General features: G+C 63.2%; 19 protein-coding genes. 18 read left to right on the forward strand and 1 reads right to left on the reverse strand.

The window, feature by feature from the left end:
• The first annotated feature begins 233 nt into the window (after positions 1-233).
• The 3 genes from tuf (at position 234) to B5520_RS23170 (ending at position 5,766) form a co-directional block, all read left to right on the forward strand.
• Positions 234-1,424, forward strand: a complete 1,191-nt coding sequence (tuf, locus tag B5520_RS08680) for an elongation factor Tu (protein ID WP_050054308.1) — start codon at positions 234-236, stop codon at positions 1,422-1,424.
• Between the two features lie 152 nt (positions 1,425-1,576).
• Positions 1,577-5,611 carry a hypothetical protein gene (locus B5520_RS08685; RefSeq protein WP_079596670.1) on the forward strand — a complete coding sequence of 1,345 codons (4,035 nt, stop codon included), beginning with the start codon at positions 1,577-1,579 and terminating at the stop codon, positions 5,609-5,611.
• Between the two features lie 29 nt (positions 5,612-5,640).
• Positions 5,641-5,766, forward strand: a complete 126-nt coding sequence (locus B5520_RS23170) for a protein BatD (protein WP_139386233.1) — start codon at positions 5,641-5,643, stop codon at positions 5,764-5,766.
• Positions 5,767-5,793: 27 nt separating this feature from the next.
• Here the strand turns inward: B5520_RS23170 and B5520_RS08690 are convergent, their stop codons facing one another.
• On the reverse strand, positions 5,794-7,233 hold the full coding sequence (locus B5520_RS08690) for a GH1 family beta-glucosidase (protein WP_079596671.1): 1,440 nt from the start codon (positions 7,231-7,233) through the stop codon (positions 5,794-5,796).
• Between the two features lie 399 nt (positions 7,234-7,632).
• Here B5520_RS08690 and rpsJ point away from each other — a divergent pair, with 399 nt between their 5' ends.
• From rpsJ to rpsH, 15 genes are all read left to right on the forward strand, one after another.
• Positions 7,633-7,941, forward strand: coding sequence for a 30S ribosomal protein S10 (gene rpsJ, locus B5520_RS08695; protein ID WP_003803825.1), 309 nt, complete (start codon positions 7,633-7,635; stop codon positions 7,939-7,941).
• A gap of 17 nt (positions 7,942-7,958) precedes the next feature.
• Positions 7,959-8,609: a 50S ribosomal protein L3 gene (gene rplC / locus B5520_RS08700; RefSeq protein WP_013601833.1), complete on the forward strand. Its 651-nt coding sequence runs from the start codon at positions 7,959-7,961 to the stop codon at positions 8,607-8,609.
• A 4-nt stretch (positions 8,610-8,613) separates the two neighbouring features.
• Entirely contained in the window at positions 8,614-9,234 is a 621-nt protein-coding gene (gene rplD, locus B5520_RS08705) for a 50S ribosomal protein L4 (protein WP_079596672.1), read from the forward strand.
• Positions 9,231-9,536, forward strand: coding sequence for a 50S ribosomal protein L23 (gene rplW / locus B5520_RS08710; RefSeq protein WP_009358306.1), 306 nt, complete (start codon positions 9,231-9,233; stop codon positions 9,534-9,536). The genes rplD and rplW overlap by 4 nt, the downstream gene beginning before the upstream one ends.
• Before the next feature lie 29 nt (positions 9,537-9,565).
• Positions 9,566-10,405 (forward strand): 50S ribosomal protein L2, encoded by an 840-nt coding sequence (gene rplB / locus B5520_RS08715; RefSeq protein WP_066293289.1) that lies wholly within the window; start codon positions 9,566-9,568, stop codon positions 10,403-10,405.
• 12 nt (positions 10,406-10,417) lie between these two features.
• Positions 10,418-10,699, forward strand: coding sequence for a 30S ribosomal protein S19 (rpsS, locus tag B5520_RS08720; protein ID WP_003803803.1), 282 nt, complete (start codon positions 10,418-10,420; stop codon positions 10,697-10,699).
• 38 nt (positions 10,700-10,737) lie between these two features.
• Complete coding sequence (rplV, locus tag B5520_RS08725) at positions 10,738-11,103, forward strand: 50S ribosomal protein L22 (RefSeq protein ID WP_009358304.1); 366 nt, start codon at positions 10,738-10,740, stop codon at positions 11,101-11,103.
• Complete coding sequence (rpsC, locus tag B5520_RS08730) at positions 11,104-11,934, forward strand: 30S ribosomal protein S3 (protein WP_079596673.1); 831 nt, start codon at positions 11,104-11,106, stop codon at positions 11,932-11,934. It abuts the gene before it with no gap.
• Positions 11,935-12,351 (forward strand): 50S ribosomal protein L16, encoded by a 417-nt coding sequence (rplP, locus tag B5520_RS08735; protein WP_013601829.1) that lies wholly within the window; start codon positions 11,935-11,937, stop codon positions 12,349-12,351.
• Positions 12,352-12,353: 2 nt separating this feature from the next.
• Complete coding sequence (gene rpmC, locus B5520_RS23175) at positions 12,354-12,683, forward strand: 50S ribosomal protein L29 (RefSeq protein ID WP_013601828.1); 330 nt, start codon at positions 12,354-12,356, stop codon at positions 12,681-12,683.
• Positions 12,680-12,985, forward strand: coding sequence for a 30S ribosomal protein S17 (gene rpsQ, locus B5520_RS08745; protein WP_013601827.1), 306 nt, complete (start codon positions 12,680-12,682; stop codon positions 12,983-12,985). The genes rpmC and rpsQ overlap by 4 nt, the downstream gene beginning before the upstream one ends.
• A 737-nt stretch (positions 12,986-13,722) precedes the next feature.
• On the forward strand, positions 13,723-14,091 hold the full coding sequence (rplN, locus tag B5520_RS08750) for a 50S ribosomal protein L14 (protein WP_009358299.1): 369 nt from the start codon (positions 13,723-13,725) through the stop codon (positions 14,089-14,091).
• A 3-nt stretch (positions 14,092-14,094) separates the two neighbouring features.
• Entirely contained in the window at positions 14,095-14,457 is a 363-nt protein-coding gene (rplX, locus tag B5520_RS08755) for a 50S ribosomal protein L24 (RefSeq protein ID WP_013601824.1), read from the forward strand.
• Positions 14,457-15,038, forward strand: coding sequence for a 50S ribosomal protein L5 (gene rplE / locus B5520_RS08760; RefSeq protein WP_050054317.1), 582 nt, complete (start codon positions 14,457-14,459; stop codon positions 15,036-15,038). The genes rplX and rplE overlap by 1 nt, the downstream gene beginning before the upstream one ends.
• Before the next feature lie 88 nt (positions 15,039-15,126).
• Positions 15,127-15,525 carry a 30S ribosomal protein S8 gene (gene rpsH / locus B5520_RS08765; protein WP_079596674.1) on the forward strand — a complete coding sequence of 133 codons (399 nt, stop codon included), beginning with the start codon at positions 15,127-15,129 and terminating at the stop codon, positions 15,523-15,525.
• Positions 15,526-15,537: the final 12 nt, after the last annotated feature.

The following is a 15,537-nucleotide window of genomic DNA, read 5'->3' on the forward strand; positions in this document are numbered from 1 at the left end:
AGCGAACAAACTCGGGTGCGCTTGCCGGCAACGGAAAGCACAGCCGGTGCAGGTGGCCGGGTACGGTCAAGGCGGTTTCCGGCCATCTGCACGAACAGGCTCGAGGGACTAGTATTAGTTCCTGAATCTGCAATTTCACCAATCCAAAGCCCCCCAAGTAGACTTACCTGAGTTTCCGCCGCGACAAGCGCGGCTGAAGGGTATGTCATTTGAAAACGTTCTAGGAGGAACCTGTGGCAAAGGCAAAGTTCGAGCGGACTAAGCCGCACGTTAACATCGGCACCATTGGTCACGTTGACCACGGTAAGACGACGTTGACGGCCGCCATTTCCAAGGTGCTGTACGACAAGTACCCGACTCTCAACGAGAAGCGTGACTTCGCGTCGATCGACTCTGCACCCGAAGAGCGTCAGCGCGGCATTACCATCAACATCTCCCACGTTGAGTACCAGACCGAGAAGCGCCACTACGCACACGTAGACGCTCCCGGTCACGCTGACTACATCAAGAACATGATCACCGGTGCTGCCCAGATGGACGGCGCAATCCTCGTGGTTGCTGCTACCGATGGCCCCATGGCTCAGACCCGCGAGCACGTTCTGCTCGCCCGCCAGGTTGGTGTTCCCTACCTGCTGGTCGCGCTGAACAAGTCCGACATGGTTGACGACGAAGAGCTCCTCGACCTCGTCGAAATGGAAGTTCGTGAGCTCCTCAGCTCGCAGGGCTTCGATGGCGATGAGGCTCCGGTTGTTCGCGTTTCCGGCCTGAAGGCCCTGGAAGGCGACCCCGAGTGGGTCAAGTCCGTTGAGGACCTGATGGCAGCTGTCGACGAGTCCGTTCCGGACCCCGTACGTGACCGCGACAAGCCGTTCCTGATGCCGATTGAAGACGTCTTCACCATCACCGGCCGTGGCACCGTTGTTACGGGCCGCGCCGAGCGTGGAACCCTCGCCATCAACTCCGAGGTCGAGATCGTCGGCATCCGCCCGGTCCAGAAGACCACGGTTACCGGTATCGAGATGTTCCACAAGCAGCTCGACGAAGCCTGGGCCGGCGAGAACTGTGGCCTGCTGCTCCGTGGCCTGAAGCGCGACGATGTCGAGCGTGGCCAGGTTGTCGTCAAGCCGGGTTCCATCACCCCGCACACCGACTTCGAGGCCAACGTCTACATCCTGTCCAAGGACGAAGGCGGACGTCACAACCCGTTCTACTCCAACTACCGCCCGCAGTTCTACTTCCGCACCACGGACGTAACCGGCGTTATCACCCTGCCCGAGGGCACGGAAATGGTTATGCCTGGCGACAACACTGAGATGACCGTTGCGCTCATCCAGCCCATCGCTATGGAAGAGGGCCTCGGCTTCGCAATCCGCGAAGGCGGCCGCACCGTTGGTTCAGGACGCGTTACCAAGATCATCAAGTAGTCCTTGCTGATCAACGGATGTCCGGGATGTAATCCCGCGTAGTCCCCGGAAAACCCCGCTGCTGTGTGCAGCGGGGTTTTCTTTTGCTAGTATTAATCCACTCATTGGATTAATAGCAGCTGCACGCTGCTGCTTCCTGAAAGGGCCCTGGCATGAGGGACGAATCATACGAAGCCGGGTACCGGGCCGGCCACCTGCAGGGCTGGCTGGATGCTATGGCAAAAGTCGCCCAGGACCAGCCGCAAAGAGCGGCTGTCCCGCAGGCGGCTGCCGTGCCGCAAACCGTTCCGCCAACTATGCCCGGGTCCGTGTCGCCCCGGGTTGTCCAGGGGCAGCCGCTGCCGAAACCCCGGCCACTCATTCAACAGCCGGCCCCTCAGAAACCGGCCCGCCCGTCCGAAACTCCGGCGGAACGGCAGGCACGCCGTGAGCGCCGCGACCGGCAAAACATCAACGTCACCCTGTACGTGGCCAGCCTGCTTCTCGTGGCGGCTGCCGCGTTGTTTGTAGGGACCGGCCTCCCGCCGACGCTCCGCTTCGCAGGGGTCTTCGCTGTTGCCTCCTTGTTCTATGCCTCCGGGTTCGTCCTCCAAAGCAAGGTGCCCCGGCTGAAGCCTGCTGCCGTGGCCTTCACCGGCACCGGACTCGCGCTGGTTCCCGTGATCGGCCTGGCGCTGTACAACTTCGCCTGGCACAACGGGCCTGCTGCCTGGCTGACCACGTCCGTCATCGGAACCGTTGCCTACATCGTGGCCGCCCGTCGGCTCGAGAGCCGGGTCCTGGCGTACCTCTCCCTGACCTTCGTCATCTCCACGGCATGGTCGGGAATTGCAGTGCTGGGGGCGGCCCTGGTCTGGTACTTCGTTGCGCTCATTGGCGTGGCCGTGATCCTTACGGTGCTGTCCCTGGTGAAGCCGGGCTGGCTTCCGCCCTTGTTCGCGAGGCCGCTGGCCACCCTGCATCCGGTTGTGGTTCCAACGGTGGCCGTGGTGGTGACCTTCTTCCCGCTGCTCCTGACGCGGGTGGAGTACGCACTGGTCATGGCGCTGTGCGGTGCGTACTTCGGTGTTGTCGCGGCTGTGCCGGCTGCACAGTACCGGGTGCGCCATTTCTATGCTGCGAGGGCTACCCTCACGGTGGCCGGCGCCATTGCCGCCTGGGAGCTGACCGGGCACGGGGCAGACGCCCTGTTTACCGCAGCTGGATTGCTCGCGCTCCAGTCCATTGCCGTTGCCTACAGCGGGGAACGGCTGGACGCGTGGTTCCCTCGTGTGCCCGGCCAGGCCTTCCGCCTGGGCAGGCGGACAAAGACGTCCGACGGCGGCGCCTTGCTGAAGCGCTGCCCCTGGCACTTTGACGCCCTGGCGACGTTTTGGGCCCAGTTTGTGGTGACGGCAGCCTTCGCTGGAAGCGTTGTTCTTGAGGCCGCGTTGGCCGCCGAGACGGGAAGCGATGGGCCGCTCCCGCTATGGCTCCCTCTGTACCTTCTGCTGCTGACCAGCTTCGTGGTGGGTGCCAGGTTGGGAGCGGGTGCGCAGTTTCTCCCGTTCACGGCTTTGGTGCTTGCAGGGGTGGTACTCCCGACCTTGGGGGAGTGGGCTTTCGCCGTGATGCTGGTCCTGGCGTCGGTAATTTGGCTGGTCCGGGGACTCCGCACGGGCAGCGGGCTGCGGCGTTTGATGATGTTCAATGCCAGGGTGGCGGTTACACTGGCGGTGCCCTCGGTGGTGGCAGCGTTTACGGAGGGGCGGGCGCAGGACCAGGCCGTGTGGTTCAGCCTCGTAGCCGCGGCGGCCGGGCAGCAAGTCCTCTCTGCGGCACTTCAGCGCGCCGGACGTTCGGTGCTGGCGCCGCAGGCCACACTCATTGGCTGCTCCGGCCTGGGCGTGGCAGCGGTTGCTGTTCTGGCGTCTGTTGAGGGTGGACCGGTCAGCTGGCTGACCTGGGGTTCCATCCTGCTGCAGGTGGCGGCAGCCTGTGCCGTTGGCCTGCTGCTGGTCCCGCGCCCTGCGGAGGACGGTGGCTGGCGCGCCAGCGTGGGTGAAGGGGTGCCGCCGGTGACCGTGGCAGTGATGGTGGGATTCGCATTCCAGTGGGTGTCGCTGGGCGCCGGAAACACGGCCTTGTTGCTGTTTCTGGCTTACCTCACCGGAACCGGGCTGCGCCTTCCTGCGCGCCTGCACCGCTGGAGCTACTGGTGGATGGGCCGCGCAACGGGAACACTCCTGGCCATCACAGCCTTTGAGCAGCTCACCCGGACTGCAGGTGCTCCTGTCCTGGGCGGTGAGGACGTTCAACCGGCTGCCGTCCTGGGGTTGGTGCTAGGGCTCCAGGTGGCACTGGTCCTGGCAGCCTACCTGCTGCACCGGGCGCCGCGGGGCGCGGTCATCGACGCCGGCTGTGTCATCCTTTTGCAGGTGGCAGCATGCGCCTTCCTCGCCCCGCTGGGTGAAGGAAGCTGGCAGAACCTCATGGTCCCGGCCGTTGCCGCCGTTTTCGCGGCAGGTGCGGGCTATGTGTTGCGGCGGGAAGCGGGCGCACCCTGGTTCGCTCCGGCGTCGTTCGTTGTCCTGATGTTCCTGTCCGCGGGCAACCTGACGCTCGTGGAGTTGCTGCTGGCCATCTTCGCTCTTTTTGCCGCTGTGATGGTGGCCGCCGCCCCTCAGCCGGTGCGTAAGGGCTGGTACTTCGTGGCAGCAAGGGTGCTCACAGCCGCCCTGGCCGTGGTCTTCAGCTACGACGTTACGGCGTCCCCCGCAGCGGTGTCAGTGACCTTCGCCGGGGTCCTTGTGGCGCAGCATGCCGTGCGCTGGGTGATGCGCTTCCGCCTGCAGACCGTCCCCTTCCAGCAGGCGGCTGTGTGGATCACGCTGGGCAGCCAAGCAGTTCTTCCGCTCATTTATGCCTTGCAGTACAGCCGGAACGGCAATGACGACGGCGGCCGCTGGGTGGTGCTCCTTGAACTCGCTCTGCTGCTGGCATCGGCTGCCGTGGCCCGGCGCCTGTTCGCAGCCCGCGGGGCGCTGTACTTCGGCGTCTGGGCGCTCCTGTTTGCCGTGTTCACGCTGAGCCCGTTCGTATCCTTCGGCGAGGTGGCCCTGTTCACCTACACGGGAACGGCCATCGCCCTGCTGCTGCCGGGACTTTCGGCGGCAGCAATCGGTGCGCTGTGGAGGCGTCGGAATATCGAGCTCCCCGGCATTGAGCGCTGGCTATGGCTGGTTGCCGCCCTGTCCTTCACCCTCGCCGCATTGGTTGTTGCGCCGAGGGCGGCCGACTGGGTTGCCGGGGCGGCCGTCCTTGCCCTTGCGGCAGTGCTTTTCACCGCCTCACACGTCGAGCGGACCCCGGCCCTCTATCCGCCCGCAGCACTGGGTGTGTTGGTGAGCGCCTTGATGCTCGCCGCCGTAGTGGCCGGGGCCTACGAGGGGGAGTGGGGCCGCTATCTTCCGTGGCTGACCGGGCCAGGTGTGGCGGCCGTTGGGCTCTATGCTGTTCGGCGGGTCCGTGCCGGCGGGCTGGTGCAGGATCCGGTACGGCGGTGGGCACTGGCCGGAGCCACCCTCCTGGGGCTCGGCGCCACCGCAGCGGCCGGGCTGCAGTCGGACGCGACGGCATGGGTTGGCGCTGCCGCACTTGCCTGCACTGCCGCCGTCGCACTCCTCGAAGCGCCACCCACGCTGCGCCGGATGGTTGCGGAACTGGGTGTCCTCGCTGTCGTGGCGGCGGTACAGCGGGCTGCCATCTTTGAGCTGGACACATGGGACCTGCCCCACCCGTTCTGGGTGGCCCAGTGGTACGTGGTACTGGGCGCGATACTTGCCGCCCTGCGTTATCGGTCCGGACATGAGGCCGTGGGCCGTACCATCGCCGGAGCTTCGGGCATCCTGCTCACGCTGTCCGGTGCCGGCGTGGTTTTCGGGGGCACAGGGGGCCAGCAGCTCTGGCTCCTGGTCCTGTTGGCCGTGATGCTGGTGGCCGGCCTCGCACTGGGTGACCGGCTCTTCGTGCGCTGGGGCGCAGGCGGCGTGGCTGCCTGCATCCTGTGGGCAATGCGGGAGTACACGTTCGCGCTGCTGGCGCTGATCGCCGTCGGACTCATTGCGTTTGCCGTGTGGCGGCTCAACCGCAGCACGGAAACCGCAGCAGCCGGCAGCAAGGACAGGCCGGCCCGGAACCTCCCCTGATACTGTTGCAGCATTGAGAGGAGTTCATCATGGGATGGCTTATTTTCCTGATTATCGCGGTTGCGGTGGTGGCCGGAGTGTTCTGGGCCAAGAGGCATTTCCGTCACGAGATTGAGCGCGCCAAGCGCATCAACCGGGCCAACAAGAACCAGTAGCCCGCTTCAGCAGAATTCCCGGGCGGACTACTGGCCCGCCTTGGCTTTGCGCGCCCGGCTGAGGGCCTGGTACCAGTAGTAGGACTGCTTGGGAGTGCGTTCCTGGGTTTCAAAGTCCACGTGCACCAGGCCGAACCGCTGCGAATAGCCGGCGGCCCATTCGAAGTTGTCCATCAGGGTCCACACGTAGTAGCCGCGCAGGTCCACGCCGGAGGCGATTCCGCCCGGGGACGTGGCGTCCAGGGCAGCGCGCAGGTGGGTGGCCAGGTACTGCACCCGCTCGTCATCCTGGAGCGTGCCGGATACCTGGTCCGGTTCGGGGAAGCTCGCGCCGCCTTCGGTGATGTACACCGGCGGGAGGGCGTCCCCATAGCGGTCCTTGAGCTCCTTGAGCAGGATGCCCAGGTGTTCGGGAGCCACCGGCCAGCCGAACCCCGTGCTGTCGAACTCCGGGTAGCCCACCTCATGGAAGGGCAGCCGGGCCACGGCCTTATGCATGTCCGCCGGAATGGGAGCCACGCCGCGGCCGATCGCCACCTTGACCGGGAAATAGTAGTTGAGGCCGTAGAAATCCAGTGGCTGGTGGATTGTGCGCAGGTCCGCGTCGGAGATCCGGCCGATGGAACGCAGCCACGGCCGGGCGTACACGGGCAGGGTGGGATAGCGGCCCAGCAGGACAGGGTCGGCGTAGATCCGGTTCATCAGCAGGTCATAGAGATGCGCCACGAGCCGGTCACCGATCTTCCGGGACGCGGGCCGGATGGGCGCATGGAGGTTGGTGACTCCCACCGTGCCGGTGACGCCCGCCGCCCGCAGCGCCTGGGCGCCGAGCCCGTGGGCGAGGAGCTGGTGGTGGATGGAGGGAAGGGCGTCGAACATCAGCGCGTGGCCGGGGGCGTGGACACCCAGGGCATAGCCGTTCAGGGTTACCGAGACCGGCTCGTTGAGCGTGACCCACTGGGCCACACGGTCTCCGAAGCGTTCGGCCGCCGCCGCGGCATAGTCGCCAAAGCGTTCAGCGGTTTCGCGGTTCATCCAGCCGCCCTTGTGTTCCAGGGGCAGGGGAGTGTCCCAGTGGTACAGCGTGGCCATGGGGGAAATGCCGGCGGCCAGCAGCTGGTCGATCAGCCGGTCGTAGAAGTCCAGGCCCTCCTGGTTGAAGCTTCCCCGGCCGTCCGGCTGGATCCTCGGCCAGGACAGCGAGAAGCGGTAGGAATCCACGCCGAGCTCCTGCAGCAGGGCCACATCCTCGGGCAGCCTGTTGTAGTGGTCGCACGCCACCGCGGGAGAATGGCCATCCACGATGGCCCCGGGTTTCTCGGCGAACGCATCCCAGCCGGACGGTCCGCGGCCCCCCTCACTGAGGGCGCCTTCAATCTGGAACGCCGCTGCCGCGACGCCCAGGGTGAACGACGGCGGCATGCGGTTGGCCAGTTCCGTCACCGATTCAGTGCTTTCCAGCGTCATCTCCTTATCATCCATTCGGAAGGAACAGAGGGCAATGACCCCGCTGCGGCGGCCTGAAAAGGGGCGATTCGCATCTGCCGGGGTTTTCCGGCATACTAGATGAGTTGTTCAAGCGCTTCTTCGTGTCCCGATCCGGATAATGCCGGATGTCAGGGTCCAAGTGGAAGACCAAACATAACCCACCCCAATGGAACTGCGGATTTGTATGCGTGCTGAGCGCGACACGCCCGACCGCGGGGGTCGGTTACGCCGGCAAGGTGAGGAACCCGGATTCATCCGGATTCAGTTTGTGCGGCGGATGGTGGTTACGACCTCAATTGCTTCGGCAGCCATACAACGAGTAAGTGAACAGGGCAGCCCCAACCAGGGGAAGCACAGACTGAAAGAGAGTCAGGCGACATGGCGGGACAAAAAATCCGCATCCGGCTGAAGTCATACGACCACGAGGTCATTGACGTTTCAGCACGGAAGATCGTTGAGACGGTCACGCGCGCAGGCGCAACGGTAGTTGGCCCCGTGCCGCTGCCGACGGAGAAGAACGTGTACTGCGTCATCCGCTCTCCGCACAAGTACAAGGACAGCCGCGAGCACTTTGAAATGCGCACGCACAAGCGTCTTATCGACATCATCGATCCCACGCCGAAGGCTGTTGACTCGCTCATGCGTCTCGACCTGCCGGCTGACGTGAACATCGAAATCAAGCTGTAGGGAGGTGCTGAGAAACTATGACCGCAACCCGTAACGTAAAGGGCCTGCTGGGCACGAAGCTCGGCATGACCCAGGTCTGGGACGAGAACAACAAGCTCATCCCCGTCACTGTGGTCCAGGCAGACTCGAACGTCATCACCCAGCTGCGCAACGCAGAAGCTGATGGCTACGTCGCCGTTCAGATCGGCTACGGCCAGATCGATCCCCGCAAGGTCACCAAGCCGCTGGCTGGTCACTTTGAGAAGGCAGGCGTCACGCCTCGCCGCCACGTCGTCGAACTCCGTACCGCAGATGCTGCTGAGTACGAGCTGGGCCAGGAGCTCTCCGTAGAGGTCTTCGAAGCCGGCCAGAAGATCGACGTCATCGGCACCACCAAGGGTAAGGGCTTCGCCGGTGTTATGAAGCGTCACGGCTTCCACGGCGTTGGAGCTTCCCACGGTGCCCACAAGAACCACCGTAAGCCCGGTTCAATCGGTGGCGCATCCACCCCGAGCCGCGTCTTCAAGGGCATGAAAATGGCCGGCCGCATGGGCGCCGTTCGTCACACCACGCTGAACCTCACGGTCCACGCGGTTGACGTCGAGAAGTCGCTGCTCCTGATCAAGGGCGCCGTCCCCGGCGCCCGCGGCCAGGTCGTACTCGTACGCACCGCCGTGAAGGGAGCCTAGTTCAATGGCTAACACTGTCCAGGTTGACCTGCCTGCAGAGATCTTCGACGTCCAGACCAACGTGCCGCTGCTGCACCAGGTTGTCGTTGCCCAGCTCGCTGCTGCTCGCCAGGGTACCCACAAGACCAAGACCCGCGCTGAAGTTTCCGGTGCAGGACGCAAGCCGTTCAAGCAGAAGGGCACCGGCCGCGCCCGTCAGGGTTCCATCCGTGCTCCTCACATGACCGGCGGTGGCGTTGTCCACGGTCCCACCCCGCGTGACTACAGCCAGCGCACCCCCAAGAAGATGATTGCTGCTGCACTGCGCGGCGCACTCTCTGACCGGGCCCGCAACGGACGCATCCACGTTGTCGCTGAACTGGTTGCAGGCGACAAGCCTTCGGCCAAGAACGCACTGGCAACGCTCCGCGGTGTTTCCGACCGCAAGAACCTGCTGGTCGTCATCGAGCGCGCCAACGATGTTGCTGCACTGTCCGTGCGTAACCTCGCCGGTGTTCACGTTCTGTACGCAGACCAGCTGAACACCTACGACGTTCTCGTGTCTGATGACGTTGTCTTCACCAAGGCTGCCTACGAAGCATTCGTTGCCGCCAAGGCAGCTAAGAACGAGGAGGATGCCAAGTGAGCGCAGCCACCATCAAGGATCCCCGCGACGTCGTGCTTGCACCCGTCGTGTCGGAAAAGAGCTACGGCCTGATCGACGAGGGCAAGTACACCTTCCTGGTGGACCCCCGGTCGAACAAGACCGAGATCAAGCTGGCCGTGGAGAAGATCTTCTCCGTCAAGGTCGAATCGATCAACACCATCAACCGTGCCGGTAAGCGCAAGCGCACCAAATTCGGATGGGGTACCCGCAAGAACACCAAGCGTGCGATTGTCACCCTCAAAGAAGGCACCATCGACATCTTCGGCGGTCCGCTCTCGTAGCGGAGACCACTTTAACGAGGAAATAAATTATGGGAATCCGTAAATACAAGCCGACTACCCCGGGCCGTCGTGGCTCGAGCGTAGCGGACTTCACCGAAATCACGCGGTCGACGCCGGAAAAGTCGTTGGTACGTCCGCTGCCCAAAAAGGGCGGCCGTAACAACACCGGTAAGATCACCACCCGTCACAAGGGTGGCGGACACAAGCGCCAGTACCGTCTGATCGACTTCCGTCGCCACGACAAGGACGGCGTTGACGCCCGCGTTGCCGAAATCGAGTACGATCCGAACCGCACGGCTCGCATCGCCCTCCTGCACTACGTTGATGGCACCAAGCGTTACATCATCGCCCCGAACAAGCTGTCCCAGGGTGACTTCGTAGAGGCAGGTGCCAACGCTGACATCAAGCCTGGCAACAACCTGCCCCTGCGCAACATCCCCGTGGGTACCGTTATCCACGCAGTTGAACTGCGTCCGGGTGGCGGCGCCAAGATGGGCCGCTCCGCCGGTGCATCCATCCAGCTTGTTGCCAAGGAAGGCCGCTTCGCCCAGCTGCGTCTGCCTTCCGGCGAAATCCGCAACGTTGACGTGCGCTGCCGCGCAACCGTCGGCGAGGTGGGCAACGCCGAGCAGTCGAACATCAACTGGGGCAAGGCCGGCCGCATGCGCTGGAAGGGCGTCCGCCCGACCGTCCGTGGTGTCGCCATGAACCCGGTTGACCACCCGCACGGTGGTGGTGAGGGTAAGACGTCCGGTGGACGTAACCCCGTCAACCCGAACGGTAAGCGGGAAGGCCGCACGCGCCGCCCCAACAAAGAGAGCGACAAGCTTATTGTGCGTCGCCGTCGTACTGGCAAGAACAAGCGATAGGAGCCTGGACACATGCCACGCAGCCTGAAAAAAGGTCCTTTCGTTGACCAGCACCTCTTTGTGAAGGTAGCCAGGGAAAACGAAAAGGGCACCAAGAACGTCATCAAGACCTGGTCCCGCCGTTCGATGATCATCCCCGACATGCTCGGACACACGATCGCCGTACACGACGGACGCAAGCACATCCCGGTGTTTGTCACTGAGTCGATGGTCGGGCACAAGCTCGGCGAATTCGCTCCCACGCGGACATTCCGCGGCCATGTCAAGGACGACCGTAAGGGCAAGCGCCGCTAGGCGCCTGCACTTACGTCAAAGACGAGAGAAGGAAAGCAATGGAAGCCAAGGCAATTGCGCGCCACATCCGCGTAACGCCTATGAAGGCCCGGCGCGTCGTCAACCTTGTTCGTGGTTTGCAAGCGAATGAGGCTCTGGCAATTCTGAAGTTTGCCCCGCAGGCAGCTTCGGAGCCGGTATTCAAGGTAGTACAGTCGGCAATCTCCAACGCCCGGGTCCTCGCGGACCGCGACGGCGTGGCGTTTGACGAAGGCGACCTCATCATCAGCGAAGCGTTTGTTGATGAAGGCCCGACCATGAAGCGGTTCCAGCCGCGTGCCCAGGGTCGTGCATTTCAGATCAAGAAGCGCACCAGCCACATCACCGTGGTAGTCGCTACCCCGGAGAAAGAGGAGGCTCGCTAAGTGGGACAGAAAGTAAACCCGCACGGGTTCCGACTCGGCATCACCACCGATCACGTATCGCACTGGTTCGCTGACAGCACCAAGGCCGGCCAGCGGTACAAGGACTTCGTTCGCGAAGACATCCGCATCCGCCAGCTCATGTCCACGGGCATGGAGCGCGCCGGTATCGCCAAGGTTGAGATCGAGCGCACCCGTGACCGCGTCCGCGTGGACATCCACACGGCCCGCCCGGGCATCGTCATCGGCCGCCGTGGAGCAGAAGCAGACCGCATCCGCGGCGAGCTCGAAAAGCTCACCGGCAAGCAGGTCCAGCTGAACATCCTCGAGGTCAAGAACCCCGAGATGGAAGCCCAGCTTGTTGCCCAGGGCGTTGCAGAGCAGCTGACTTCTCGTGTGGCTTTCCGCCGCGCGATGAAGAAGGCCATGCAGTCCGCACAGCGTGCAGGTGCCAAGGGCATCCGTATCGCCTGCTCCGGTCGACTGGGCGGCGCTGAAATGTCCCGCTCGGAGTTCTACCGCGAAGGCCGTGTGCCCCTGCACACCCTCCGCGCGAACATCGACTACGGCTTCTACGAAGCCAAGACCACCTTCGGCCGCATCGGCGTGAAGGTTTGGATCTACAAGGGTGACGTCACCGCCAAGGAACTGGCCCAGCAGGCCGCTTCCGCCCCGTCCCGCGGCCGCTCCGGCGACCGTCCGGGCCGTCCGGGTGGCGCTGACCGTGGTGACCGCCGCCGTCGCAACGACCGCCCGGCCGCTGACGCAGCTCCTGCTGCAGAAGCACCGGCAGTTGAAGCAGCACCTGCTGCTGCAGAAGGAGGACAGGCTTAAATGCTTATCCCACGTCGAGTCAAGCACCGTAAGCAGCACCACCCGGGTCGCTCCGGCGCTGCTACGGGCGGCACCAAGGTCTCCTTCGGTGAGTACGGCATCCAGGCCCTGAGCCCGGCATACGTCACCAACCGTCAGATCGAGTCTGCACGTATCGCGATGACCCGCCACATCAAGCGTGGCGGCAAGGTCTGGATCAACATCTACCCGGACCGTCCCCTGACCAAGAAGCCTGCCGAAACCCGCATGGGTTCCGGTAAGGGTTCACCGGAATGGTGGGTCGCAAACGTCAAGCCGGGCCGGGTTCTCTTCGAGATCTCCGGTGTCGAAGAATCGGTAGCACGCGAGGCCCTGCGCCTGGCAATCCACAAGCTCCCGTTGAAGGCACGCATTCTGCGTCGCGAAGGTGGTGAATAGAAATGGCAGTAGGATCCAAGGATCTGGCTCCCGCACAGCTGGACGGTTTCGACAACGAGCGTCTCGTTGAAGAACTCCGCAAGGCCAAGGAAGAGCTGTTCAACCTGCGTTTCCAGTCCGCCACCGGACAGCTGGAGAACCACGGTCGTCTGCGCGCGGTAAAGAAGGACATCGCCCGCATCTACACCGTTCTCCGTGAGCGCGAGCTGGGCATTCGTGCCGAGGTTGCCGCACCGGTTGTGGAAGCCAAGGAAGAGAAGAAGTCCAAGAAGGCAGCAACCAAGAAGGCCGAGCCGGCTGAAACGGTTGAGACCGAGGAGGATGCCAAGTGAGTGAAAAGGACGAGAACGTGACGGAAACTGCTACCGCAGCCACGGCTGAGCAGCGCGGTTACCGCAAGACGCGTCGCGGCTACGTGGTCTCGGACAAGATGGAAAAGACCATCGTTGTCCAGGTTGAGGACCGCGTGAAGCACGCCCTGTACGGCAAGGTCATCCGCCGTACCTCCAAGGTCAAGGCTCACGACGAGAACAACACCGCCGGCATCGGCGACCTCGTTGTCATCGCCGAGACCCGTCCGCTGTCCGCCACCAAGAACTGGCGGCTCGTGGAAATCCTCGAGAAGGCCAAGTAGCACCTGCTGCTTAGCTGGAAGCCCTCGCTCCCTCCGGAGCGGGGGCTTCCTCGTTTAACAGCCCGGGCCGTCACGGGCAGCCCACTTTTGAGGAGCTTACGACGGCGGCGCCGCGGCTTTGTGGGGGAGTGGCACCAAAAGTGGGCCAAAAGGCTGCCCTGCGTGCCGCCGTCGTCCGCCCTTCCGCACCCTCTCTCACCTTTCGCCGTCATTTGGGCAACGCTCTCTCACCTGATGCAGGTTTTGGGAGGACCCTCTCTCACTTCCCTCAGGAAAGTGAGAGAGCGTCGGTAAAAAGTCTGCATTAGGTGAGAGAGCGTCGGTTGAAAATGCGCATCAGGTGAGAGAGCGTGCGACGGCGGGGCCGCGGCTTTGCAGGGGAGTGGTGCGCCTGGCGGGCCAAAAGGCTGCCCTGGGTGACGCCGTCGTCCGTCTTGCGGGGGAGTGGCGCCAGGTGATATGGAGACTGCGCCAAACTGTGCTAAGATTTTGAGTTTGTATGGCGCCTTTCGTGCGCCGTCATCAAACCTCGTAAACAAGCGTGCCAAGGCATAGTGCCCCCTTGCGCCCGGGATCCGTCCCGGACCGGATGGGAGCAACTGCTGTTGGCACGGGCGTTTAGGCCTGGTCTGGCAAAATCCAGGCAGGTCAAGAGACACCCCGATCAACCGTTCCGCAAGGCTCATTCCGTAGGAAGATTTTCGGTCTGAGAACCGGCGCGACGCAAGGAGTAAATAGTGATTCAGCAGGAGTCGCGACTCAAGGTCGCCGACAACACGGGTGCTAAGGAAATCCTTACCATTCGCGTTCTCGGTGGATCCGGCCGTCGCTACGCAGGCATCGGTGACGTCATTGTCGCCACCGTCAAGGACGCAATTCCGGGCGGCAACGTAAAGAAGGGCGATGTTGTCAAGGCAGTCATCGTCCGTACCAAGAAGGAACGCCGCCGTGCGGATGGTTCCTACATCAAGTTTGACGAGAACGCAGCTGTGATCCTGAAGGGCGACGGTGACCCCCGCGGTACCCGTATCTTCGGACCGGTTGGTCGTGAACTCCGTGACAAGAAGTTCATGAAGATCGTTTCTCTGGCTCCGGAGGTGCTCTAGTCCATGGCTGCAAAGATCAAGAAGGGTGACCTCGTTCAGGTCATCACTGGCGCCAAGGCTGAGCGCGGCGGCGACCGCGGCAAGCAGGGCAAGGTCCTGCGCGTGTTCACCGACACCAACCGAGTGTTGGTCGAAGGCATCAACCGCGTAACCAAGCACACCAAGGTCGGTCAGTCGCAGCGCGGCACCAAGACTGGTGGCATCGAGGTTGTTGAAGCCCCGATCCACATCTCCAACGTGGCACTGGTTGACCCGTCCACCAAGAAGCCCACCCGCGTTGGCTTCCGCACTGAGACCGTTGAGCGCAACGGCAAGCAGCGCGAAGTCCGCATCCGCGTGGCCAAGAGCTCAGGGAAGGACATCTAATGACTGAGACTCTCGAGACTCCGGCAACGAAGATCGTTCCTCGTCTGAAGACCAAGTACGCCGAATCCATCAAGAGCACGCTCATTGAGGAATTCAAGTACGAAAACGTCAACCAGGTTCCGCGCCTCGTGAAGGTCGTTGTGAACATGGGTGTTGGAGATGCCGCCAAGGACTCCAAGCTGATCGACGGCGCTGTCCGCGATCTGACCCAGATCACCGGCCAGAAGCCGCAGGTAACCAAGGCCCGCAAGTCGATCGCACAGTTCAAGCTGCGCGAAGGCATGCCCATCGGTGCACACGCTACCCTGCGTGGCGACCGCATGTGGGAATTCCTGGACCGCCTGGTCACCCTCGCACTGCCCCGTATCCGCGACTTCCGCGGCCTGTCCGGCAAGCAGTTCGATGGCAACGGCAACTACACCTTCGGTCTGACCGAGCAGGTTATGTTCCACGAAATCGACCAGGACAAGATCGACCGCACCCGCGGTATGGATATCACGGTTGTTACCACTGCAAAGACCGATGACGAAGGCCGCGCGCTGCTGAAGGCGCTTGGCTTCCCGTTCAAGGCCGAAGACTAATCTAACTACGTAAAAGGTCCGGCGGTACGGCTCCCACCTGTGGAAGCGGCACCGCGGAAACCGTTATGAGGAAGGGCAAGAGCCCACAATGACAATGACAGATCCTGTCGCAGACATGCTCACGCGTCTGCGCAACGCAAACTCGGCATACCACGACACCGTGTCCATGCCGTACAGCAAGCTCAAGGCACGCGTCGCCGACATCCTCAAGGCCGAAGGCTTCATCGCCGGCTGGAAGGAAGAAGACGCGGAGGTCGGCAAGAAGCTGACCATCGAGCTCAAGTTCGGACCGAACCGCGAGCGTTCCATCGCTGGCGTTCGCCGTATCTCCAAGCCGGGCCTGCGTGTTTACGCAAAGTCCACCAACCTGCCGCACGTGCTCGGTGGCCTGGGTGTCGCAATCCTGTCCACCTCTTCCGGCCTCCTGACTGACAAGCAGGCCGGCAAGAAGGGCGTGGGCGGCGAAGTCCTCGCGTACGTCTGGTAACGGGAAAGGAAG

This window comes from Arthrobacter sp. P2b (assembly GCF_900168295.1).
Lineage (GTDB): Bacteria > Actinomycetota > Actinomycetes > Actinomycetales > Micrococcaceae > Arthrobacter.